The organism is Janthinobacterium sp. Ant5-2-1 (assembly GCF_001445815.1).
GTDB classification, from domain to species: Bacteria; Pseudomonadota; Gammaproteobacteria; order Burkholderiales; family Burkholderiaceae_D; genus Janthinobacterium; species Janthinobacterium lividum_E.
This window is the reverse complement of record NZ_LNCE01000016.1, coordinates 179,471-199,144: the sequence shown is the minus strand read 5'-3', so window position 1 is coordinate 199,144 and position 19,674 is coordinate 179,471. Positions and strand designations below refer to the sequence as shown.

Annotated in this window: 19 protein-coding genes; 5 read left to right on the top strand and 14 right to left on the bottom strand. The window is 64.0% G+C overall.

Going from position 1 to position 19,674, the window contains the following annotated elements:
• Positions 1–14 precede the first annotated feature (14 nt).
• The 5 genes from ASN89_RS06800 to ASN89_RS06780 form a co-directional block, all read right to left on the bottom strand.
• Positions 15–218 carry a hypothetical protein gene (locus ASN89_RS06800; protein WP_052755775.1) on the bottom strand — a complete coding sequence of 68 codons (204 nt, stop codon included), beginning with the start codon at positions 216–218 and terminating at the stop codon, positions 15–17.
• Between the two features lie 140 nt (positions 219–358).
• Complete coding sequence (locus ASN89_RS06795) at positions 359–802, bottom strand: hypothetical protein (protein ID WP_034751875.1); 444 nt, start codon at positions 800–802, stop codon at positions 359–361.
• Between the two features lie 76 nt (positions 803–878).
• Entirely contained in the window at positions 879–2,084 is a 1,206-nt protein-coding gene (locus ASN89_RS06790) for a phage tail tube protein (protein ID WP_058048705.1), read from the bottom strand.
• A gap of 347 nt (positions 2,085–2,431) precedes the next feature.
• Positions 2,432–2,974, bottom strand: coding sequence for a zinc finger-like domain-containing protein (locus ASN89_RS06785; protein WP_046684128.1), 543 nt, complete (start codon positions 2,972–2,974; stop codon positions 2,432–2,434).
• A 25-nt stretch (positions 2,975–2,999) separates the two neighbouring features.
• Positions 3,000–3,416, bottom strand: a complete 417-nt coding sequence (locus ASN89_RS06780) for a FeoC-like transcriptional regulator (protein WP_058048704.1) — start codon at positions 3,414–3,416, stop codon at positions 3,000–3,002.
• 149 nt (positions 3,417–3,565) lie between these two features.
• On the opposite strand from ASN89_RS06780, the gene ASN89_RS06775 reads away from it, so the two are divergent.
• A complete protein-coding gene (locus tag ASN89_RS06775; RefSeq protein WP_046684126.1) occupies positions 3,566–4,279 on the top strand; it encodes a helix-turn-helix transcriptional regulator in 714 nt (237 codons plus the stop codon).
• 43 nt (positions 4,280–4,322) lie between these two features.
• On the opposite strand, the gene ASN89_RS06770 is transcribed toward ASN89_RS06775, so the two are convergent.
• The 7 genes from ASN89_RS06770 to ASN89_RS06740 all read right to left on the bottom strand — a co-directional run bounded on the left by ASN89_RS06770 (position 4,323) and on the right by ASN89_RS06740 (position 13,316).
• Positions 4,323–6,209: a propionate--CoA ligase gene (locus ASN89_RS06770; RefSeq protein ID WP_058048703.1), complete on the bottom strand. Its 1,887-nt coding sequence runs from the start codon at positions 6,207–6,209 to the stop codon at positions 4,323–4,325.
• A gap of 102 nt (positions 6,210–6,311) precedes the next feature.
• On the bottom strand, positions 6,312–7,502 hold the full coding sequence (gene prpF / locus ASN89_RS06765; protein WP_058048702.1) for a 2-methylaconitate cis-trans isomerase PrpF: 1,191 nt from the start codon (positions 7,500–7,502) through the stop codon (positions 6,312–6,314).
• A 120-nt stretch (positions 7,503–7,622) separates the two neighbouring features.
• Positions 7,623–10,217: a Fe/S-dependent 2-methylisocitrate dehydratase AcnD gene (acnD, locus tag ASN89_RS06760; protein ID WP_058048701.1), complete on the bottom strand. Its 2,595-nt coding sequence runs from the start codon at positions 10,215–10,217 to the stop codon at positions 7,623–7,625.
• A 23-nt stretch (positions 10,218–10,240) separates the two neighbouring features.
• On the bottom strand, positions 10,241–11,395 hold the full coding sequence (gene prpC, locus ASN89_RS06755; protein WP_046684122.1) for a 2-methylcitrate synthase: 1,155 nt from the start codon (positions 11,393–11,395) through the stop codon (positions 10,241–10,243).
• A 70-nt stretch (positions 11,396–11,465) separates the two neighbouring features.
• Complete coding sequence (gene prpB / locus ASN89_RS06750) at positions 11,466–12,353, bottom strand: methylisocitrate lyase (RefSeq protein ID WP_058048700.1); 888 nt, start codon at positions 12,351–12,353, stop codon at positions 11,466–11,468.
• A gap of 354 nt (positions 12,354–12,707) precedes the next feature.
• A complete protein-coding gene (locus tag ASN89_RS06745) occupies positions 12,708–12,956 on the bottom strand; it encodes a hypothetical protein (RefSeq protein WP_034751890.1) in 249 nt (82 codons plus the stop codon).
• Positions 12,957–13,079: 123 nt separating this feature from the next.
• The gene (locus tag ASN89_RS06740; RefSeq protein ID WP_046684120.1) at positions 13,080–13,316 is read right to left on the bottom strand and encodes a hypothetical protein; all 237 of its coding nucleotides are present in this window, start codon (positions 13,314–13,316) and stop codon (positions 13,080–13,082) included.
• Positions 13,317–13,492: 176 nt separating this feature from the next.
• Between ASN89_RS06740 and ASN89_RS06735 the strand changes: the two genes are divergently transcribed.
• Together ASN89_RS06735 and ASN89_RS06730 are read left to right on the top strand one after the other, a co-directional pair.
• Positions 13,493–14,350, top strand: coding sequence for an MBL fold metallo-hydrolase (locus ASN89_RS06735; RefSeq protein WP_058048739.1), 858 nt, complete (start codon positions 13,493–13,495; stop codon positions 14,348–14,350).
• A gap of 127 nt (positions 14,351–14,477) precedes the next feature.
• Positions 14,478–15,908 carry an MFS transporter gene (locus ASN89_RS06730; protein WP_058048699.1) on the top strand — a complete coding sequence of 477 codons (1,431 nt, stop codon included), beginning with the start codon at positions 14,478–14,480 and terminating at the stop codon, positions 15,906–15,908.
• Positions 15,909–15,922: 14 nt separating this feature from the next.
• On the opposite strand, the gene ASN89_RS06725 is transcribed toward ASN89_RS06730, so the two are convergent.
• Together ASN89_RS06725 and ASN89_RS06720 are read right to left on the bottom strand one after the other, a co-directional pair.
• The gene (locus ASN89_RS06725) at positions 15,923–16,828 is read right to left on the bottom strand and encodes a LysR family transcriptional regulator (RefSeq protein WP_058048698.1); all 906 of its coding nucleotides are present in this window, start codon (positions 16,826–16,828) and stop codon (positions 15,923–15,925) included.
• Between the two features lie 6 nt (positions 16,829–16,834).
• Positions 16,835–18,283, bottom strand: coding sequence for a M20/M25/M40 family metallo-hydrolase (locus ASN89_RS06720; RefSeq protein ID WP_058048697.1), 1,449 nt, complete (start codon positions 18,281–18,283; stop codon positions 16,835–16,837).
• Positions 18,284–18,457: 174 nt separating this feature from the next.
• Between ASN89_RS06720 and ASN89_RS06715 the strand changes: the two genes are divergently transcribed.
• Together ASN89_RS06715 and ASN89_RS06710 are read left to right on the top strand one after the other, a co-directional pair.
• Entirely contained in the window at positions 18,458–18,988 is a 531-nt protein-coding gene (locus tag ASN89_RS06715) for a GNAT family N-acetyltransferase (protein WP_046684115.1), read from the top strand.
• A 120-nt stretch (positions 18,989–19,108) separates the two neighbouring features.
• Positions 19,109–19,561 (top strand): glycine zipper 2TM domain-containing protein, encoded by a 453-nt coding sequence (locus ASN89_RS06710; RefSeq protein WP_046684114.1) that lies wholly within the window; start codon positions 19,109–19,111, stop codon positions 19,559–19,561.
• Positions 19,562–19,674 lie beyond the last annotated feature (113 nt).

Here is a 19,674-nt window from a genome sequence, read left to right as displayed (position 1 = left end):
TTGGAAAATGCGGGTCAGCCCGCCGCGTTCTGGTGCGACAGGAAAAGCGCGTCGAGCTGGTCGAGCAGCTGGTGCTCGAACGGCTCGATGACGATGGCGTGGCGCGCCTGCCAGGCGAGAATTTCCGTGCTGGCGATGGGGTTGACGGCCATGCCGTTCTGCCGCTTGCGGTTCAATTGCGCGAACCATTCCCACACGTGGGCCAGCTCGAACGGCATCGGCGGCGTCGCCTCTTCGGGCGGCGCGCGGTACAGCGGATGGCGCTGGGCGGCATCGATATGCTCGCCCTTGGCGTGGCCATCGGCCGCGCGCGCGCCGCGCTCGAACTGATGCCCGGCGTAGCGCAGCAGGCTGGCCGTCAGAGTTTCAAAAAATTCGACTCGTTTTCCAGCGCGGTGGTGACCTTTTCCTGCCAGGTCGGGTATTTTTCAAAGGCCGCTTCCAGCAGCGCCGGATCGAGCGGCACGGGTGCGCCGTTGCTGGTGAAGCCGTACCAGCCAGTGACCACGGCCAGCGCCAGGCGTTTCTGGTTGCCGTCGATGGCTTGCACCAGCAGTTCCGCACCTTCATCGGTGGAGGCGTCGATGGCCGTCTTGCGGCGTGCCGATTTCTTGTAGCCTTCGGCGCGCACGGCGTTGTTGGCGACGCGATATTGCTCGCTGTTCTTGCCGACGATGGTCAGGCCAGCCACCGCTTCGCCATCCGCGTCGAAGATGACGGGCACGTCGAACGTGACGGGAGTGGCCGCCGCGTGGATATTGCCGATGTCGAAACCTGCCTGGATTTTTTGCGCGTTGTTCATGTGTGCTGCTTTCTGAATGAAGTAGAAAAATTAAAAAGGCCGCCATCACGGCGGCCCCGGTGCAGGCGCTAGCTTCTTACAGCGCGCTGTCCTGGATGGTCAGGGTGGTCGCTTCGTGCTGCGCATCGGCACCCTTGTAGCGCAGGACGTCGAAGGCGCAGGTGACGATCTTGTTTTTCTCGCCGTCGTCGATCTTGGCCGAGGTGATCTTGATGCGGCCCATGGCCAGGGCCAGCACGTCGGCGGTCGGCGCCGTGCCCGACGCCATGGCGTAGGCCAGCGGGATTTCCGTCTCGGACTTGAAGTAGTCGAGGTAGGTGGCGTCCTGCAGCAGCACTGTGAACTGGCCCGAGCCCATCACCTTTCCGCGCGAGGCGGCCGTGGCGTACTTCGAGCCGATCACCGGGTCGACCTTGACCTGGCCGTCGAGCGAGACGGACATGCCGGTGCAGATCTGCGACGGGATGCCGTTCACGGACAGCATCGCCGTGGCGCCCGAAAACTTGCCGGTACCCGGCGCGGCCAGCGGCGTGGCGAAATGTGGCACGGCCGTGGTCGGGCCTTCCGACTTGCCCATCAGGGTGAAGTCCAGGCTGGTGATGCCGTTCGGCTGCACGGCGATATCCATCTTGCTGACCAGCTGGTCGACGAAACTGCGGTGCACGCCGATTTTCGGGTCCTGCACTTCGGCCGTGAACCAGTCGGTGGTATGGCCGGTCAACGGGGTGAAGCTGCGCTTGCCCACCGCCGCCACGCCGACCGAGTCGCCGGCCGCCTTGACGATCATGACCGAACCGTCCATGAACTGGCCATTCAGGTTGGTGGCGGTCACCGACGTGACGAAGAAGTTCTTCGCATTGTTGGCGGCGGCCGGCGCCGTCATGCCGGTGATGCGCACCACGCTGCCGGCGCGGAAGCCTTCACTCAGCCAGGAACCGGCGCTGCGCGTCAGGCCGGAGGCGGCAGCGGCGATGGTGGTTTGCGCGGCAGCCACGCCGCCTGCCGTGAAGTCGCGGCGCAGCAGCGCAGCCATCAACGGCGCATACGTGCCGCACGCCGCTTCGGCCTTGATGGCGCCCGTGGTACGGAAGTTGCCCAGGCGGGTATCGCCCTGCTGCTGGCTGGCGTCGATTTCGGCGCTTGCGTATTTGTCCGCTTCCGTGTCGAAGGTGGCCGTCACGCGGGGATAAATCTGGCCGCCGCCGGCGGCGGCCTTGCTGCCTTCGGCGCTTTGTTTGCTGATAACGATCAAGCTGTCGATGCCGTTTGCTGTCAGTGCCATAGTTGTAAAACCTTTCGTGGGATAAAAAAAGACCGCCAGGGGCGGTCTTGGGGAAGGAACTGCGAATAATCATGAAGACAAATGAAAAAGCCCGCACGCGGTGAGGCGGCGGGCTGGCGTCCGGATGGCGCGAGGCCATGCCGGATGGAAGGTGGGCGAAGGGACCATGAAGGCCGTTCGCTGCGCTGATTTCCCCTATCGGTGTCGCGCCGAAAGCGCGTCTATTACGAGTGGAGAAGCATGTGGTCTTGCTGTACTGCGGTATTGCCGGTGTTTCTGTTGCTGCGTGATCGAGACTCTATTGTAGGGGCGTTTTTTTCAGTGCCGGGCATATTGCAAAAAAAATTTCAGTGACCGAGGCGGCGCATGGCGCGGGCGCCGTGCGACTGGAAGATGCCTTCCAGTTCGCTGACCATGTCCTTGATGCGTTCGAGCTCGAAGCCGCCGGAGCAGCTGATGGCAGCTTCGCCTGCGCCGTGGCACGTCTTGCAAACGACAGGCGCGCCGGCTTGCATGGCAGCGACGACGCCCGTGCCGTGGCAGACCTTGCATTTGCTGTCGAGCCAATGCGCGAGTGACGCTTCGGCCACGCGGCGGTACAAGGTATTGGCCGCCTGCGCATCCCAGGCCGTCTGCGCCTTGACCCAGCGCCGCGCGCGGCCCTTCTGCGTCACGGCCGCCGTCCAGGCGCGCAGCAACTGCGCCAGGTTGCCCGCATTGCCTTCGAACAGGCGGCTGACGGTGCCGTCCGCATACTTGACGCGGCACAGCAAGGCGCCCATGTCGCCCGCCAGCGCGGCGGCCGCGATCACGTCCAGGTCGTGGTGGACGGCATCGTCGCGCAGGTTCTGCGACGACAGCGATGCGATGAATTTTTCTGCAAATCCCATGATTTCTCCTCGTTCTTCGTTGATACTAATCGTTGTTACTTGCCGGGCCAAACAGCGCCGCCACCAGCGGATCGCGGCGCGCCGCACCGCGTGGCCAGCTGGCCGTGCGGCGCACCTGCGGCGGCAGTTCGGCCCAGCCGTCGACGTCCTCGTCCTGCTCGCCCAAGGCGTACAGGGCGGGCCGCTGGCGTCCCGGCTCCGTGCAATGGGGCTGCGCCAGGTGGATCTGCCCCATGCCGCACATGTGGCGCAAATAGCGGCTCATGGTGCCCGCATCGAGTCCCAGCAAGGCGGACAACTGCGCCGCGCTCGCCTGGCCCTGCTCGCGGATATACTGCGCGATGCGGGCGATATGCAGCTGCGACTTCTTGCTGCGTCCCTGTAACTGGCGCCCCTGCCGTGGCGCCGTCCTGCTTTCAACCAGTTGACTGCTGTTCAACATCTGCCTGACCTCCCGTGGTGTCGCCAACCGGCAGACGCTGTAGTGCGTTTGCGACAGGCAACAAGTGGACTTTATCAATCGCTAATGTTAAAGTCAAGCATTTGGTAATTTATCAAACGGTAAATTTCGGGTTTAATGTGGAGATGAATATGTATCAATACAGACGCGACCGCCTGCTGGCCCTGATCCGCGAGCACTACGACAACACGCGCAAGAAAATTTCCGACGTCAGCGGCTGGAGCGAGGCGCGCATCTCGCAAATCCTCTCGCCCACCTACCGCGAAGGGCGCGCCTTCAGCGAAAAGATCGCGCGCAAGCTGGAAGCGGACCTGCAGCTGGACAGCATGTATTTCGACCAGGGCGCGGCGCCCGACCAGGCGGCCATGGCCGCGCGCGCGCTGGCCGGCGCACAGCCCGTGGTCGTGGAAGATGGCGAGGATGAGCGCTTCTACCCGATCCGCAAGGTGAAACTGCGGCTGTCGGCCGGCATCACGGGCTTTGCCATCGAACCGGAAACCCACGACGGCAGCACCATCAGCGTGCCGCGCAGCTGGGTCGAGCGCAATGGCTACCACCCTGAAAAACTGGTGGCGATCAAGGTCAAGGGCGAGAGCATGGAGCCGGCGCTGTACGAGGACGACGTGGTGATCATCAATACGGCCGACAACCGGCCGGCTGACGGCATCGTGTTTGCCATCAATTACGAAGGCGAACCGGTGGTCAAGCGCATGGCGCGCGATATCGGCGAATGGTGGCTGACGTCGGACAACCCGGACCAGCGCAAATACCACCGCAAGCTGTGCCGCGGTAATGAATGCCTGATCGTGGGCAGGGTCGTGCGCAAGGAAAGCGACCGGATTTGAAAGCGAAGTTTATCGATCGATAAACTTCGCTTGCAGCATGGCGCTACGCCAGCGCCGCCTGAATCTGCTGCAGCGATGCCGGATCGTCCATCGACGTCAGGTCGCCCGGGCTGCGTCCTTCGCAGATGGCCTGGATGGAACGGCGCAGCAGCTTGCCCGAGCGCGTCTTCGGCAGCTGCGCCACGAACAGCACGCGTGCGGGCCGCGCCACGGCGCCCAGCTGGCGGTCGACGACGGCCATCACTTCGCGTTCCAGCACCGCTTTCGCTTCCACGCTGTCGAAGCCTTGCGGGTCCTTCAGGATCACGAAAGCCATCGCCACCTGGCCTTTGAGCTTGTCTTCCACGCCCACCACGGCCACTTCCGATACGTTCGGATGACTGGTGATGCTTTCCTCGATTTCTCGCGTGCCCAGGCGATGGCCGGCCACGTTGATCACGTCGTCCGTGCGGCCCAGGATGAAGTAATAACCGTCCGCATCGCGCACGCCCCAGTCGAACGTGGAATACACTTGCCGGTCGCTGAAGGTGGACCAGTAGGTATCGATGAAGCGCGCATCGTCGCCGTACACCGTCTGCATGCAGCCCGGTGGCAGCGGGCCTTCCAGCACCAGCACGCCCTTCTCGTTCGCGCCGCACTCCTCGCCCGTCGCTTCGTTGAGCAGCTTGACCTGGTAGCCGTACATGGCCAGGCCCGGGCTGCCCAGGCGCGTCGGCGTGTCGGCCACGCCTTTCGCCACCGAGAGGATAGGCCAGCCCGTCTCCGTCTGCCAGTAATTGTCGATGATGTCCACCTTCAGTTCATCGGCGATCCACTGCGACGTGGTTTCATCGAGCGGCTCGCCCGCCAGGTACAGCGCCTTCAGCGAGGACAGGTCGTATTTGCGCATCAGTTCCACCGGGTGCTTGCGCAGCACGCGGATGGCCGTCGGCGCCGAGAACATGCGCGTGACCTTGTATTTTTCGACGATGCTCCACCAGATGCCCGCATCGGGGCAGATGGGCAAACCCTCGTACAGGATGGTGGCCATGCCGGCGATCAGCGGGCCATACACGATGTAGGAATGGCCCACCACCCAGCCGATATCCGAGGTGGCAAAGAAGGTTTCGCCGGGCTTGCCGCAAAACGTGTACTGCATCGACGACGCCAGCGCCACCGCATAGCCGCCCACGTCGCGCTGCACGCCCTTCGGTTTCCCCGTCGTGCCCGAGGTGTACAGCACATACGACGGTTCGTTCGATTCGAGCCAGGCAACGGGCACCTGCGCGTCCATGTGCTGTTCGCGCAGAGCCGCGTAATCGACGTCGCGGCCCGCCGTCAGTTCCATCGGCACGAGATGGCGGTCGACCAGCAGCACCTGTTGCGGCTTGTGCGCGGCGATGCGGATGGCTTCGTCGAGCAGCGGCTTGTAGGCAATTGCCTTGCCATTGCGCGAACCGGCATCGGCGGAAAATACCAGCTTGGGCCGTGCATCGTCGATGCGGCTGGCCAGGCTGTTGGCGGCAAAACCGCCGAAGACCACGGAATGCACGGCGCCGATGCGCGCGCAAGCGAGCATGGCAAACGCCGCCTCGGCGATCATCGGCATGTAGATCAATACGCGGTCGCCCTTGACCACGCCCAGCGCCAGCAAGATGGCGGCGCAGCGCTCCACTTCGCGCTGCAGCTCGCGAAAGCTGTAAGTGCGCTCCGTGTTCGTTTCCGTGGAAATGGCGATCAGCGCGGCGGCATCGCCCTGGCTGTCGACCCAGCGGTCGACGGCGTTGTGGCACAAATTGGTGGTGCCGCCGACGAACCATTTGGCAAACGGCGGGCGGGAATAATCGAGCACTTGCGAAAACGGCGTATGCCAATCGATCTTTTCCGCTTCTTCGCGCCAAAAAGCATCAGGCGTGTCAATCGAGCGTTGATAAAATGCTGCGAAATTCATGTCTCCTCCGGTATGCGTGCAATCCGTATCGGGCTTGGGCGAACTGGCCTGGCCGCTGCTTTATGTGCACCACCTGTGTGCCATCTTGCTGCGTATTTCTTATTAAAACGCGTCGCCGGGAACGCGCACCGTTCCTTCCATCAGCACGCGCGCGCTGCGGCTCATGATGGCCTTGGTGACGCTCCAGACGCCATCGGCCAGCACCGCTTCCGCGCCCACCGTCAGGGTGCCGGACGGGTGGCCGAAACGCACCGAGTTGCGGGGACCGCCGCCGGCCGCCAGGTTGACCAGGGTGCCGGAAATGGCCGCCGCCGTGCCGATGGCGACAGCGGCCGTGCCCATCATGGCGTGGTGCAGCTTGCCCATGGACAGGGCGCGCACCAGCAGGTCGATATCGCCCGCTTCCACCGTTTTCCCGCTGGACGAAACGTAGCTGGCCGGCCTGGCGACAAATGCCACCTTCGGCGTGTGCTGGCGCTTCGCCGCTTCATCGAGGTGAGAAATCAAACCCATGCGCAGCGCGCCATGCGCGCGGATGGTCTCGAAACGGGCCAGTGCGGCCGGATCGCCATTGATGGCGTCCTGCAGTTCCGTGCCCGTATAGCCGACAGCGTCCGCGTCGACAAAAATCGTCGGGATGCCGGCGTTGATCATGGTGACTTTTAAAATACCGATGCCGGGCACGTCGAGGTCATCGACCAAATTACCAGTAGGGAACATCGCGCCACCGCCGCCCTCTTCCTCCGCGGCCGGGTCGAGAAATTCCAGCTTCACTTCGGCGGCCGGGAAGGTCACGCCATCGAGTTCGAAGTCGCCCGTTTCCTGTACTTCGCCATTTGTCATGGGGACGTGGGCGATGATGGTCTTGCCGATATTGGCTTGCCAGATGCGCACCGTGGCGATGCCGTTTGCCGGCACGCGGGCGGCGTCCACCAGCCCGCCGGCAATGGCGAACGAGCCGACGGCGGCAGACAGGTTGCCGCAGTTGCCGCTCCAGTCGACAAACGGCTTGTCGATGGAAACCTGGCCGAACAGGTAATCGACGTCGTGCTCCGGCTTGTTGCTTTTCGCCAGGATCACCGTCTTGCTGGTGCTCGACGTGGCGCCGCCCATGCCGTCGATCTGCTTGCCGTAGGGGTCGGGGCTGCCGATCACGCGCAGCAGCAGCGCATCGCGCGCCGCACCGGGCACTTGCGCGCTGGCGGGCAAATCCTGCAGGCGGAAGAACACGCCCTTGCTGGTGCCGCCGCGCATGTAGATGGCGGGGATTTTGATTTGGGGGGTGTGGGTCATGTCACTCCTGAAAAGTGGTAGGTCGGATTAGCGGGGCAGCGCCACGCGTAATCCGACACATTGTTGGCGCGTCTTTTGGCAAATAACGTCGGATTACGCTGCGCTAATCCGACCTACCTGTTACGCTGCCTTGGACGACTCGAGGAAATCCTGCGCAAACCGTTGCAGCACGCCGCCGGCCTCATAGATCGACACCTCTTCCGCCGTATCGAGGCGGCAGGTGACGGACACTTCGACCGTTTCGCCGTTCTTGCGGTGGATGACGAGAGTCAGAGTGGAGCGCGGCGTGCGCTCGCCGACGACGTCATAGGTTTCGCTGCCGTCCAGGCCCAGGGTCTTGCGGTTCACGCCAGGAAGGAATTCCAGCGGCAAGACGCCCATGCCCACCAGGTTGGTGCGGTGGATGCGCTCGAAGCCTTCGGCCACGATGGCTTCCACGCCGGCCAGACGCACGCCCTTGGCGGCCCAGTCGCGCGACGAACCCTGGCCATAGTCGGCGCCGGCGATGATGATCAATGGCTGCTTGCGCTCCATGTACACCTCGATGGCTTCCCACATGCGCGAGATCGTGCCTTCCGGTTCAATGCGCGTGAGCGAACCCGCCTTCACTTTACCGTCCTCGATGACCATCTCGTTTTTCAGGGCCGGGTTGGCAAACGTGGCGCGCTGCGCCGTCAAATGGTCGCCCCGGTGCGTGGCGTAGGAATTGAAGTCTTCCTCGGGCAAGCCCATTTTCGCCAGGTATTCGCCTGCCGCGCTGTCGAGCATGATGGCGTTCGATGGCGACAGATGGTCGGTCGTGATGTTGTCACCCAGCACAGCCAGCGGACGCATGCCTTTCAATGGGCGCGCGCCAGCGAGCGCGCCTTCCCAGTATGGTGGACGGCGGATATACGTCGTCTGCGGACGCCAGTCGTACAGGGGGCTGACCTTGATGCCGTCGTCCGCCTGCGCGGCAAACATCGGAATGTACACCTTGCGGAACTGCTCCGGCTTGACGCTGGACGCGACGATGGCGTCGATTTCCTCGTCCGACGGCCAGATATCCTTCAGCAGGATAGCCTTGCCGTCCGCATCAATCCCCAGCACATCCTTCTCGATATCGAAGCGGATGGTGCCGGCGATCGCATACGCCACCACCAGCGGCGGCGAGGCGAGGAAAGCCTGTTTCGCGTACGGGTGGATGCGGCCGTCGAAGTTGCGGTTGCCCGACAAGACGGCCGTGGCGTACAGGTCGCGAGACACCACTTCATCCTGGATCACGGGATCGAGCGCGCCCGACATGCCGTTGCACGAGGTGCAGGCAAACGCCACGACGCCAAAGCCCAATGTTTCAAGTTCCGGCATCAGGCCCGCCTCCTGCAGGTACAGTTCCACGGTCTTCGAGCCTGGCGCCAGCGACGATTTTACCCATGGCTTGCGCGTCAAACCGAGGCGGTTCGCATTGCGCGCGATCAGGCCGGCGGCGATCATGTTGCGCGGATTGTTCGTATTGGTGCAGCTGGTAATGGCCGCGATGATGACGGCGCCGTCCGGCATCTTGCCCGGCTCGTTTTCCACCACGCCGGAAATGCCGCGCGCGGCCAGTTCCGACGTCGGCACTCTGTTGTGCGGGTTCGACGGCCCGGCGATATTGCGCACGACGGACGACAGGTCGAAGCTCAGCACGCGCTCGTACTGCGCGTCGACCAGGCTGTCGGCCCACAGGCCCGTCTCTTTGGCGTACAGCTCCACCAGTTTTACCAGTTCGTCGTCGCGGCCCGTCAGTTTCAGATACTTGATGGTTTGCGCGTCGATGTAGAACATGGCGGCCGTGGCGCCAAATTCGGGCGCCATGTTGGAAATCGTGGCGCGGTCGCCCAGTGTCAGGTGCGAGGCGCCTTCGCCAAAAAATTCCAGGTAGGACGAGACGACCTTCTGCTTGCGCAGGAATTCCGTCAGCGCCAGCACGGTGTCCGTGGCCGTGATGCCCGGCTGCGGTTTACCCGTCAGCTTGACGCCGATGATGTCGGGCAAACGCATCCACGAAGCGCGGCCCAGCATCACGCTTTCCGCTTCCAGGCCGCCCACGCCGATGGCGATCACACCCAGCGCGTCGACCATGGGCGTATGCGAATCCGTGCCGACCAGGGTGTCGGGATAGGCCACGCCGTCCTGCACCTGGATCACGGGCGACATGCGCTCGAGGTTGATCTGGTGCAGGATGCCGTTCCCTGGCGGGATCACGTCGACGTTTTTAAAGGCTTTCTTGGTCCAGTCGATGAAGTCGAAACGGTCTTCGTTGCGGCGGTCTTCGATGGCGCGGTTCTTGGCGAAGGCGTCGGGATCGAAACCGCCGCATTCGACGGCCAGCGAATGGTCCACTACCAGCTGCGTCGGCACAACTGGATTGACCAGGGCCGGGTCGCCGCCCTGGGCCGCGATGGCGTCGCGCAAGCCGGCCAGGTCGACCAGGGCCGTCTGGCCCAGGATGTCATGGCAGACGACGCGCGCGGGGAACCATGGGAAATCGAGGTCGCGGCGGCGTTCGATGAACTGGCTCAGCGAGGCATTCAGGGTGGCCGGGTCGCAGCGGCGCACGAGGTTTTCGGCCAGCACGCGCGAGGTGTAGGGCAAGGTGGCGTAGGCGCCTGGCTGGATCGCATCGACGGCGGCGCGCGTGTCGAAGTAGTCTAGCTGGGTGCCCGGCAAGCGCTTGCGGTGCAGGGTATTCATCGGCGTAGTCATTGCAGTGCTCATTATTTGCGGTCCTTGATCGGCACGAATTCCAGGTCTTCCGGGCCGACATAGTTGGCGCTCGGACGAATGATCTTGTTGTCGATGCGCTGTTCGATGATGTGGGCGGCCCAACCCGAGGTACGCGAAATGACGAACAGCGGCGTGAACATCGCCGTCGGCACGCCCATCATGTGGTAGGACACAGCCGAGAACCAGTCCAGATTCGGGAACATGTTCTTGATTTCCCACATGACCGATTCCAGGCGCTCTGCGATGTCGAACATTTTCGTGGAACCGGCTTCCAGCGACAGATTGCGCGCCACTTCCTTGATGACCACGTTGCGCGGATCGGAAATCGTGTAGACGGGGTGGCCGAAACCGATCACCACTTCCTTGTTGGCGACGCGCTCGCGGATGTCCGCTTCCGCTTCGTCGGGGTTGTCGTAGCGTTTCTGGATCTCCAGCGCCACTTCGTTGGCGCCGCCGTGTTTCGGGCCGCGCAGCGCGCCGATGGCGCCCGTGATGGCCGAGTGGATGTCCGACCCCGTGCCGGCGATCACGCGGCTGGTGAAGGTCGAGGCATTGAATTCGTGTTCCGCGTACAGGATCAGCGACGTATGCATGGCTTTTTCCCACGACGCCGACGGTTTTTCGCCATGCAGCAGGTGCAGGAAGTGGCCGCCGATCGAGTCGTCGTCCGTTTCCACTTCGATGCGCTTGCCGTTATGGCTGTAGTGGTACCAGTACAGCAGCATGGAGCCGAACGACGCCATCAGGCGGTCGGCGATGTCGCGCGCGCCCGGCGCGTTATGGTCGTCTTTTTCCGGCAGGGTGCAGCCCAGCACGGACACGCCCGTGCGCATCACGTCCATCGGGTGGGCGGCGGCGGGCAGCGCTTCCAGCGCCAGTTTCACGGCTGACGGCAAGCCGCGCAAGGATTTCAGTTTGGCCTTGTAGCCTTTCAGTTCGGCGGACGTCGGCAGCTTGCCGTGCACCAGCAGGTAGGCGATTTCCTCGAACTCGCAGCTGTCGGCCACGTCCAGGATGTCATAGCCGCGGTAGTGCAAATCGTTGCCGGTCTTGCCGACCGAGCACAGCGCCGTATTGCCGGCGGTGACGCCGGACAGGGCGACGGATTTTTTAGGCTTGAAAGTGGCGGCTTGCGGTGCGGTCATTGTGTTCTCCAGAAGATGATTGTCAGTCCAGTGCGGCGGGCCATCGAGCGGCCCGCTTTTTTCTATGCGATTATTTTTTCTGCGCGGCGAACAGCGCGTCGAGCTTTTGCTCGAAGTCGTGGTAATTGATCGATTCATACAGCTCCATGCGCGTCTGCATGGTGTCGAGCACATTCTTTTGCGTGCCGTCGCGGCGCAGCGCCTGGTAGACGTTTTCCGCCGCCTTGTTCATGGCGCGGAAGGCGGACAGCGGATACAGGGCCAGGCCCACGTGGGCGCTGCGCAGTTCATCCAGGGTGAACAGCGGCGTGGAACCGAATTCCGTGATGTTGGCCAGAATCGGCACGTTGACGGCCTTGGCGAAGGTGGCGTACATGTCCAGGTCCGTGATGGCTTCCGGGAAGATCATGTCGGCGCCCGCCTCGACGCAGGCGATGGCGCGCTCGAGTGCCGATTCCAGGCCATCGACGGCCAGCGCATCGGTGCGCGCCATGATGACGAAGTTCGGGTCCGTGCGCGCATCGACGGCCGCCTTGATGCGGTCGACCATCTCTTCCTTGCTCACGATTTCCTTGCCCGGACGGTGGCCGCAGCGCTTGGCGCCAACCTGGTCTTCGATATGCAGGCCGGCCGCGCCGAACTTGATCATCGATTTCACCGTGCGCGCCACGTTGAAGGCGGATGCACCGAAGCCCGTGTCGGCGTCGACCAGCAGCGGCAGGTCGCACACGTCGGTGATGCGGCGGATGTCGGTCAGCACGTCGTCCAGGCTGGAAATGCCCAGGTCGGGCAAGCCCAGCGAGCCGGCCGCGACACCGCCGCCGGACAGGTAGATGGCCTTGTAACCGGCGCGCTTGGCCAGCAAGGCGTGGTTGGCGTTGATGGTGCCGACGACTTGCAATGGGGATTCTTCCTGGACGGCCTTGCGGAATGCGGCACCTGCGGAGTATTGAGTCATGTGTTCACCTTATGGGTTTCGGATGGTCCCGAATGTTTCACGGAGTGGCTATGAGCATCAGTATTGCAAATGCCGTGCCAGGCCCCTTCTGTCTGGACGGAAACCGTCGAATGCAGAGTGAAAAGGCAGGCAAACGGCCACGAGGCCACGCACCGTGCGCTGTGGCGCAGCGGAACAGCGATGTCACGTTTGGTATCAAAAATGTTTCACTATTGTTTCATGAAACTCATTTTGAAACATTGAATGAAACATGTAACAGGTACACATCGCGGTGGAAGCCCAGGTTGCAAGACGCGCAATAAAAACAGCCGGCGGGCGCCGGCTGATTTATACAATTGATACTACCAAGGCAAACTAGGCCAGCCGCACCAGCGGATTGGCGATGATATTGTCGATCTGGCGCACGGCCTCTTCGCAGGCGGCGGCAATGGCGCCCTCCTCGTCGTCGCGCACGAACTGCATGGTCGAGCCTTCGAACACTTCCAGGCCTTCCGCCGTGGCGCGTTCGATGTCGCAGCTGGCCGACCATTTGCCGTCGGTGGTGGGCACGGCCAGGGGAACGATTTCCCAGCCTTTATAGTGAATTTTAGAACTGCTATTCATGGGGTGCCTCCTTGGTGACTGACTCAATACTGGAAATCGTAGCATGAAGCGCGACTGGCAGCGACGTGTTTCACGCGCCGGCCGCAGCCAGGCGCACTTTCGGGCTAAACGATTTACGCTGGCTCAAGGGCGCAGCAGATTATCCACTTCCGTCCTGGCCACTTCGAGACCCGCCGTGCAAGCCGTCTCGGGCGCCGCGTAGCCGCCCAGGGTGCGGCTGCGCGTGATCGCCTGTGCGTCCGGCTCGCCTTCGCGCTGCAGGCGGTAGGTGAAATCCCATAAGTCGTCGTTATCCTTTTGCGGGGTCACGGAAATCGTAAAACCGCGGTACTGTTCGCTGCGTGCAGTGATATCGTTCATGAATTCCTCCTTGGAAGAATGAGGTTAGCACGCGGCAAGACACAGGGTGCGCACGGTAGTCGCGCGCCTGGCTCGTTCGCTTATCTGTTTTTCGCATGTTAAATGTTAATTTTCAACATTTTTTGAACGATCTCTGGCGATATAATGTTATTCCCTGCCCGTCCACTGCCGCCGTGATGACCCCACAAATCCAAGCTTTCTTCGACCCCGCCACCGCCACCGTCACCTATGTCGTGTATGAGGCCGATGGCCGCGACTGCGCCATCATCGATTCCGTACTCGACTACGACCCGAAGGCGGCCCGCACTTCGACCGCTTCGGCCGACAAGGTGATCGCCTTCGTGCGCGAACACGGCTTGCAATGCCGCTGGCTACTGGAAACCCACGCGCACGCCGACCATCTGTCCGCCGCACCCTATTTGCAGCAGCAGCTGGGTGGCGACGTGGCCATCGGCGCCGCCATCCAGACGGTGCAGCAGGCGTTCGCGGCCGTCTACCACCAGGACGGCGCCAGGGCCGACGGCTCGCAGTTCGACCAGCTGTTCGCGCCCGACCAGGTCTTTCACATTGGCACGCTGGAAGTGCGCGCCCTGCACGTGCCCGGCCACACGCCGGCCGACCTGGCGTACCAGATCGGCGACGCCGTGTTTGTCGGCGACACCCTGTTCATGCCGGATGTCGGCTCGGCCCGCTGCGATTTTCCCGGCGGCTCCGCTGCCCTGCTGTACCGCTCCGCGCAGCGCTTGCTGTCGCTGCCGCCGCAGACGCGGCTGTTCATGTGCCACGACTACCCGCCCAACGGCCGCGAGGCGCGCTGGGAAGTGACGGTGGCGGAACAGCGCGCCAGCAACATCCACCTGCGCGACGGCATCACGGAAGCACAATTCGTGGCCATGCGCACCAGCCGCGACGCCACCCTCGACATGCCGACCCTGATCCTGCCCGCCATCCAGGTCAACATCAACGCGGGCAAGCTGCCCGAGCCGGAAGACAACGGCGTGCGCTACCTCAAAATACCGCTCAATGCGATCTAGCCTAGCGATGTAGTTTCTTTCAGCTCACATGGCGTCAGACGCAACAGCACAATGCACATGCGGCGTCTTCCGCCATGCCATATCCCTCAGTACCATGTGGTGACCCTATTCGAGGATCCGCCACGCCATGCAACCACCGTCAACATCCGCACCACCCGAGCAGCAGGCCATCACGCGACCCGTGCGCGGCGCGCTTGCCAGCCTGTCGCTGGCCATGCTGCTGCCAGCGCTGGGCACCAGCATCGCCAACGCGGGCTTGCCCGACATGGCCAGGGCTCTGCATGCACCGTTCCAGGACGTGCAATGGATCGTGCTGGCCTACCTGCTGGCCATCACGGCCCTGATCGTCAGCGTGGGCCGTCTCGGCGACATGGTCGGCCGGCGCCGCCTGCTGCTGGCCGGCATCGCCCTGTTTGCCGTCGCCTCCATCCTGTGCGCGCTGGCGCCCACCTTGTGGCTGCTGGTCGCCGCGCGCGCCCTGCAGGGCCTGGGCGCTTCCGTCATGATGGCGCTGACCATGGCCTTTGTCGGCAGCACCGTGCCCAAGGCCAGGACGGGCAGCGCCATGGGGCTGCTCGGCACCATGTCCGCCGTCGGCACCACGCTGGGCCCCGCGCTGGGCGGCCTGCTGATCGCGCGCTTCGGCTGGCAAGCCATTTTCCTCGTCAACGTGCCGCTGGCCGGCGTGGCGCTGCTGCTGGCCTGGCGCTACCTTCCCGCCGACCAGCGCGGCGCCAATGCCAAACGCCCCGTGTTCGACCACCGCGGCACCGTGCTGCTGGCGCTGACCCTGGTCGCCTATGCGCTGGCCATGACGCTGGGCCGCGGCCATTTCGGCGCGCGCAACGTGGGGCTGCTGCTGGCTGCCTGCGTGGGCGCCATCCTGTTTGTCCGCGTCGAACTGAAGGCGCCGGCGCCGCTGATACGCCTGGCCATGCTGCGCGCGCCCGTGCTCGGCGCCGGCCTGGCGACCAGCATGCTGGTGTCGACTGTGATGATGTCCACCCTGGTGGTCGGTCCCTTCTATCTGGCGCGCGGCCTGGGCCTGGGCGCGGCAGTCACTGGCATGGTGCTGGCGGCGGGGCCGCTGGTGGCGGCGTTCTGCGGCGTGCCATCCGGCTGGCTGGTGGACCGCTATGGCGCGCAACGCATGGGCGGCGCGGGCCTGTGCGGCGCGGCCGGCGCCAGCCTGGCGCTGGCCCTCTTGCCCGCCAGCCTGGGCATTGCTGGCTACGTCGCCCCGATCATGCTGCTCACGGCCAGCTACGCGCTGTTCCAGGCAGCCAACAATACGGCCGTGATGGTCAATATCGTTCCCGAGCAGCGCGGCGTCATCTCCGGCATGCTCAATCTGTCGCGCAATCTGGGGCTCGTCACGGGCGCCTCCGTGATGGGCGCCGTCTTCGCTGCCGGCGCCGGCGATATCGCCAGCGCCCGGCCAGCCGCCATGATAGGCGGCATGCACGCCACCTTTGGCGTGGCCAGCGTGCTGATACTTGCCGCGCTGGCCATTTTCGTGCTCGGCCGCGTCATGAACAAGGCTGGAAAGCCCGCATGATGCGCGCGGAGGCATCAACCCCCGTTGATCTGGCCCGCGCAGGCGTCGACCACGCAGCCGCGCAGCCAGCGGTGGGCGGGGTCGGCATCCATGCGCGGATGCCACATCAGCGACACGGTCAGCTCGGGCATGCGCAGCGGCAGCGCAAAGGTGAACATGCCGGCGCGCAGATTGCCCGTATGCCGTTCCGGCACGGTGGCGATCAGGTCGGAGCCGGCGGCCAGCGCCAACGCCGCCGTAAAGCCGCCGACAATGCTGGCGATCGTGCGCTGCAATCCCAGCACGGCCAGCGCGTCGTCCATCGGCCCCGTATCCTGGTCGCGCCGCGCCACCAGCACATGCTGACCGGCCGCATAGCGCTCGGCGCTGATCTCGCCTTGCGCCAGCGGATGGCCGCTGCGCACGACGCCCACGAAACGGTCGCCGAACAGCCTGCGGGTGCGCACTTCCGGACTGGTGAGACTGCCGATCACGCCCGTTTCCAGGTCGATGCTGCCCTCGCGCAGCTGCACGCTTTCGCGGTCGGGCTTTTGCACGAAACGCAGACGCACGCCAGGCGCCTGCGCGCCGATATGCGCGAGCAGCGCAGGACCGAAATTTTCCACGAAGCCGTCGCTCGAACGCAGCGTGAACGTTTGCGCCAGCTGGCGCGGGTCCAATGCCTGCGCCGGTCCCAGCACGGCCAGCACCTCGCCCAACAGGGGCCCCACTCGTTCGCGCAACTCCAGCGCGCGCGGCGTGGGCACCAGCTCACGCCCGGCGCGCACCAGCAGCGGATCGCCCGTCGTCTCGCGCAGCCGCGCCAGGGCGCGGCTCATGGCCGATGGACTCAAACGCAAGCGCTGCGCCGCGCGCGTGACGCTGCCTTCGGCCAGCAGGACGTCGAGCGTGATCAACAGGTTCAGGTCGGGTAGCGACATTGGCGCCTATTCACCCTGCTCCGGCGCGCGGCCGATCTCGCCGTCGATATTGGCCAGGAACCAGGCCAGCGACGACATCAGCGCCACGTTGCGCTTGAGGTTTTCCGGGTCGACCTTGTCCAGGGTGTCGGCCGCCGTATGGTGGTAATGGAAGTAGCTGTGGCTGTCGACCAGCGGCTCGAAGCTGGGCACGCCGCCCGTTTCCAGGCGGTGCAAGTCGCCCGTGCCCAGCGCGTCGCGGCGCGTGAACGCATGCGCGCCCATCGGCTGCAGGGCGGCCAGCAAAGGCGTAAACAGTTTTTCCGCCTTCGCTCCCACGCTGGCCTTGATGCCGAACGGGCGGCCCGCGCCGCTATCCATCTCGATGGCCGCATATTGCTTGCCGAGCGCCTGCTTGTGGGCTTCGAAATAGGCCTGGCCGCCACGCCCGCCGTTTTCCTCGTTCATCCAGGCGATCACGCGGATGGTGCGGCGCGGGCGGTAATCGAGCTTTTTCAGGGTTTCCACCACGCCCATGGCCGCCACCACGCCGGCGCCGTCGTCGTGCGCGCCCGTCGCCAGGTCCCAGGAATCGAGGTGGCCCGAGACCACCACCACTTCGTCGGCCTTGTCCGTGCCCGGCCAGTCGGCGATCACATTGTAGCTGTCAGCTTCCGGCAGGGTTTGCGGCGTCAGTATCAGGTGCATTTTCAAGGGGCCGCGCGCGGCCAGGCGAGCGATCAGCAAGGCGTCTTCCACGGTGACGGCCGCGGCCGGTATGCGTTTATTCTCATCGAGGCCCGTGGCGCCCGCATGCGGGATGCGGAAGTTCGCGCCGCCGACCGAGCGCACCAGCGCGGCGGCGGCGCCCAGGTCGGCCGCCGCCTTCGGCCCGAGGAAACGCGAGCGCGAACCCTGGCCATAGGTGACGCCCGCCAGGCCACGCTCGGCCATCTCCTGGTCGAACGGCGTATCGATCAGCACGATGGCACCCTTCACTTCCGGCGCGCGCGCCTTGAGTTCTTCCAGGCTCTTGACGATGATCACGGGCGCCGTCAGGCCGGCGGCCGGCGTCGCGCCCGAGCCGCCCAGGGCCGTGAGCACCACGCGCTGCGACACGCCCTGCGGACGGCCGGCATAGTCGACGATTTCCGCCGTTTCCACGCCGCGCACCCAATGCGGCACTTTCACGGGCTGCAAGGAGACGGTGGCGCCCAGCTGGCGCATGGTGTCGGCCACCTGCTGCACGGCGGCGGCGGCGCCAGCGGAACCGGACAGGCGCGGACCGATCAGATCCGTCATGTCGGCCAGGCGGGCGTAGGCCCAGTCGCTTTGCAGCGCCGTATCGCGCACCTGCGCCAGCGCTTGCGGCGTATTGCCCGGCGCGGCGGCAAAGGCGCCGGCGCTGACGATGCAGCCAAGGGCAAGGGATAAAGCGGAACGGCGCAGTGGCGCGCCAGTCAGGATGCTATGCATGTATTCAAATCCAGTCAACGAGGTCGAAGCGGGTACGCCGTGGCCATGGGCAAGGCGCGACTTTTTCTACGATAGCGTATTTATTCTGTCATTGCAGCAACTTTTACGGGATCGATTGCCTGTTTCCCCCGGAGTCGATTACCATCAAGATCGTGATCGCTACCGGAAACCGACATGCTCAAGGGAACCCTCTGTACCGTCCGGCATTTGCAGGCCGCCGACCTGAATACCTATATCTCCCTCGTCAACGACCTGCCATCGCGCGGCGAGTTTTTCTCGATGCAATTCAAGTCGCCCGAAGCCATGCGGCGCGACTTCCTGCAATCGGGCTTCGTCACCGAGGACAGCGAATTGTTCCTCATCGAAGATCACTCACAGCACATCATCGGCACGATCACGCACTTCAAGAGCCGCACGCCGGCCTCGCGCGAAATCGGCTACCGCCTGTTCGACCGGCAGCGGGACGGGCGCGGCTACATCAGCGAAGCGACGCGTCTGGTGGTGGACTACCTGTTCAGTGCCTATCCGTATCACCGGCTGGAGCTGCTGATGGACCCGCTGAACATCGGCTCCGAGCGCATCGCGCAAAAGAACGGCTTTACCCAGGAGGGATTGATACGCCAGGCCTTCTTTATCAATGGCGTGATGCGCGATGCCAAAATGTACAGCTTGCTACGCCCCGAATGGCAGGCGCGCCGGCGCTGACTTGTTACGGCCGGGGCAGGATTGTAATAAGTTGTATTAGACGTGGAACAAGCTTGCGGCAGCAGATATAGTCCACTTCATGCAGATCATTGTGATCTCGCCGGAATGGAAGGAAATGCCATGTTGAACAAGAAACTCCTGGGTGCGGTAATGGTAGCGGCAGTGGCTGTGTCTTCGGCCGCAGTTGCCGGTGACCGCGACTTCAATACCGTTGCAGGCGCCGTTGTCGGAGCGGCCATTGGCAACAGCACCGGCGGGCGCAATGGTGCGATCGTCGGTGGCGTGCTGGGCGCGGCCGTCGGCAACAGCATCAGCACGAATGACCGCTATTACGACCGTGGCGGCTATCGCGGCGGCTACCGCGAAACTTATTACGCGCCTGCGCCGCAACCGGTGTACTACGCCCCGGCGCCGCAGCCCGTGTACTACGCGCCGCCACCGCGCTACTACGGCCCGCCGGCTGTCGTCTACGTGCAACCGGGCCGCGGCTACTACCGTGATTATGACCGCCGCGACTACTATGACCGTGGCCACGGTCACGGCCACGGTCACGGATGGGGCCATCGCCGTTAAGCACCGCCCTGCACTGCACCATGAAAAACCTGCGCCAGCCTGCTGCCGCAGGTTTTTTTGCAAAATAGGCAAGGTATCGCTCCCGCATGATTTCGGCTAAGCTGTGTCCTATG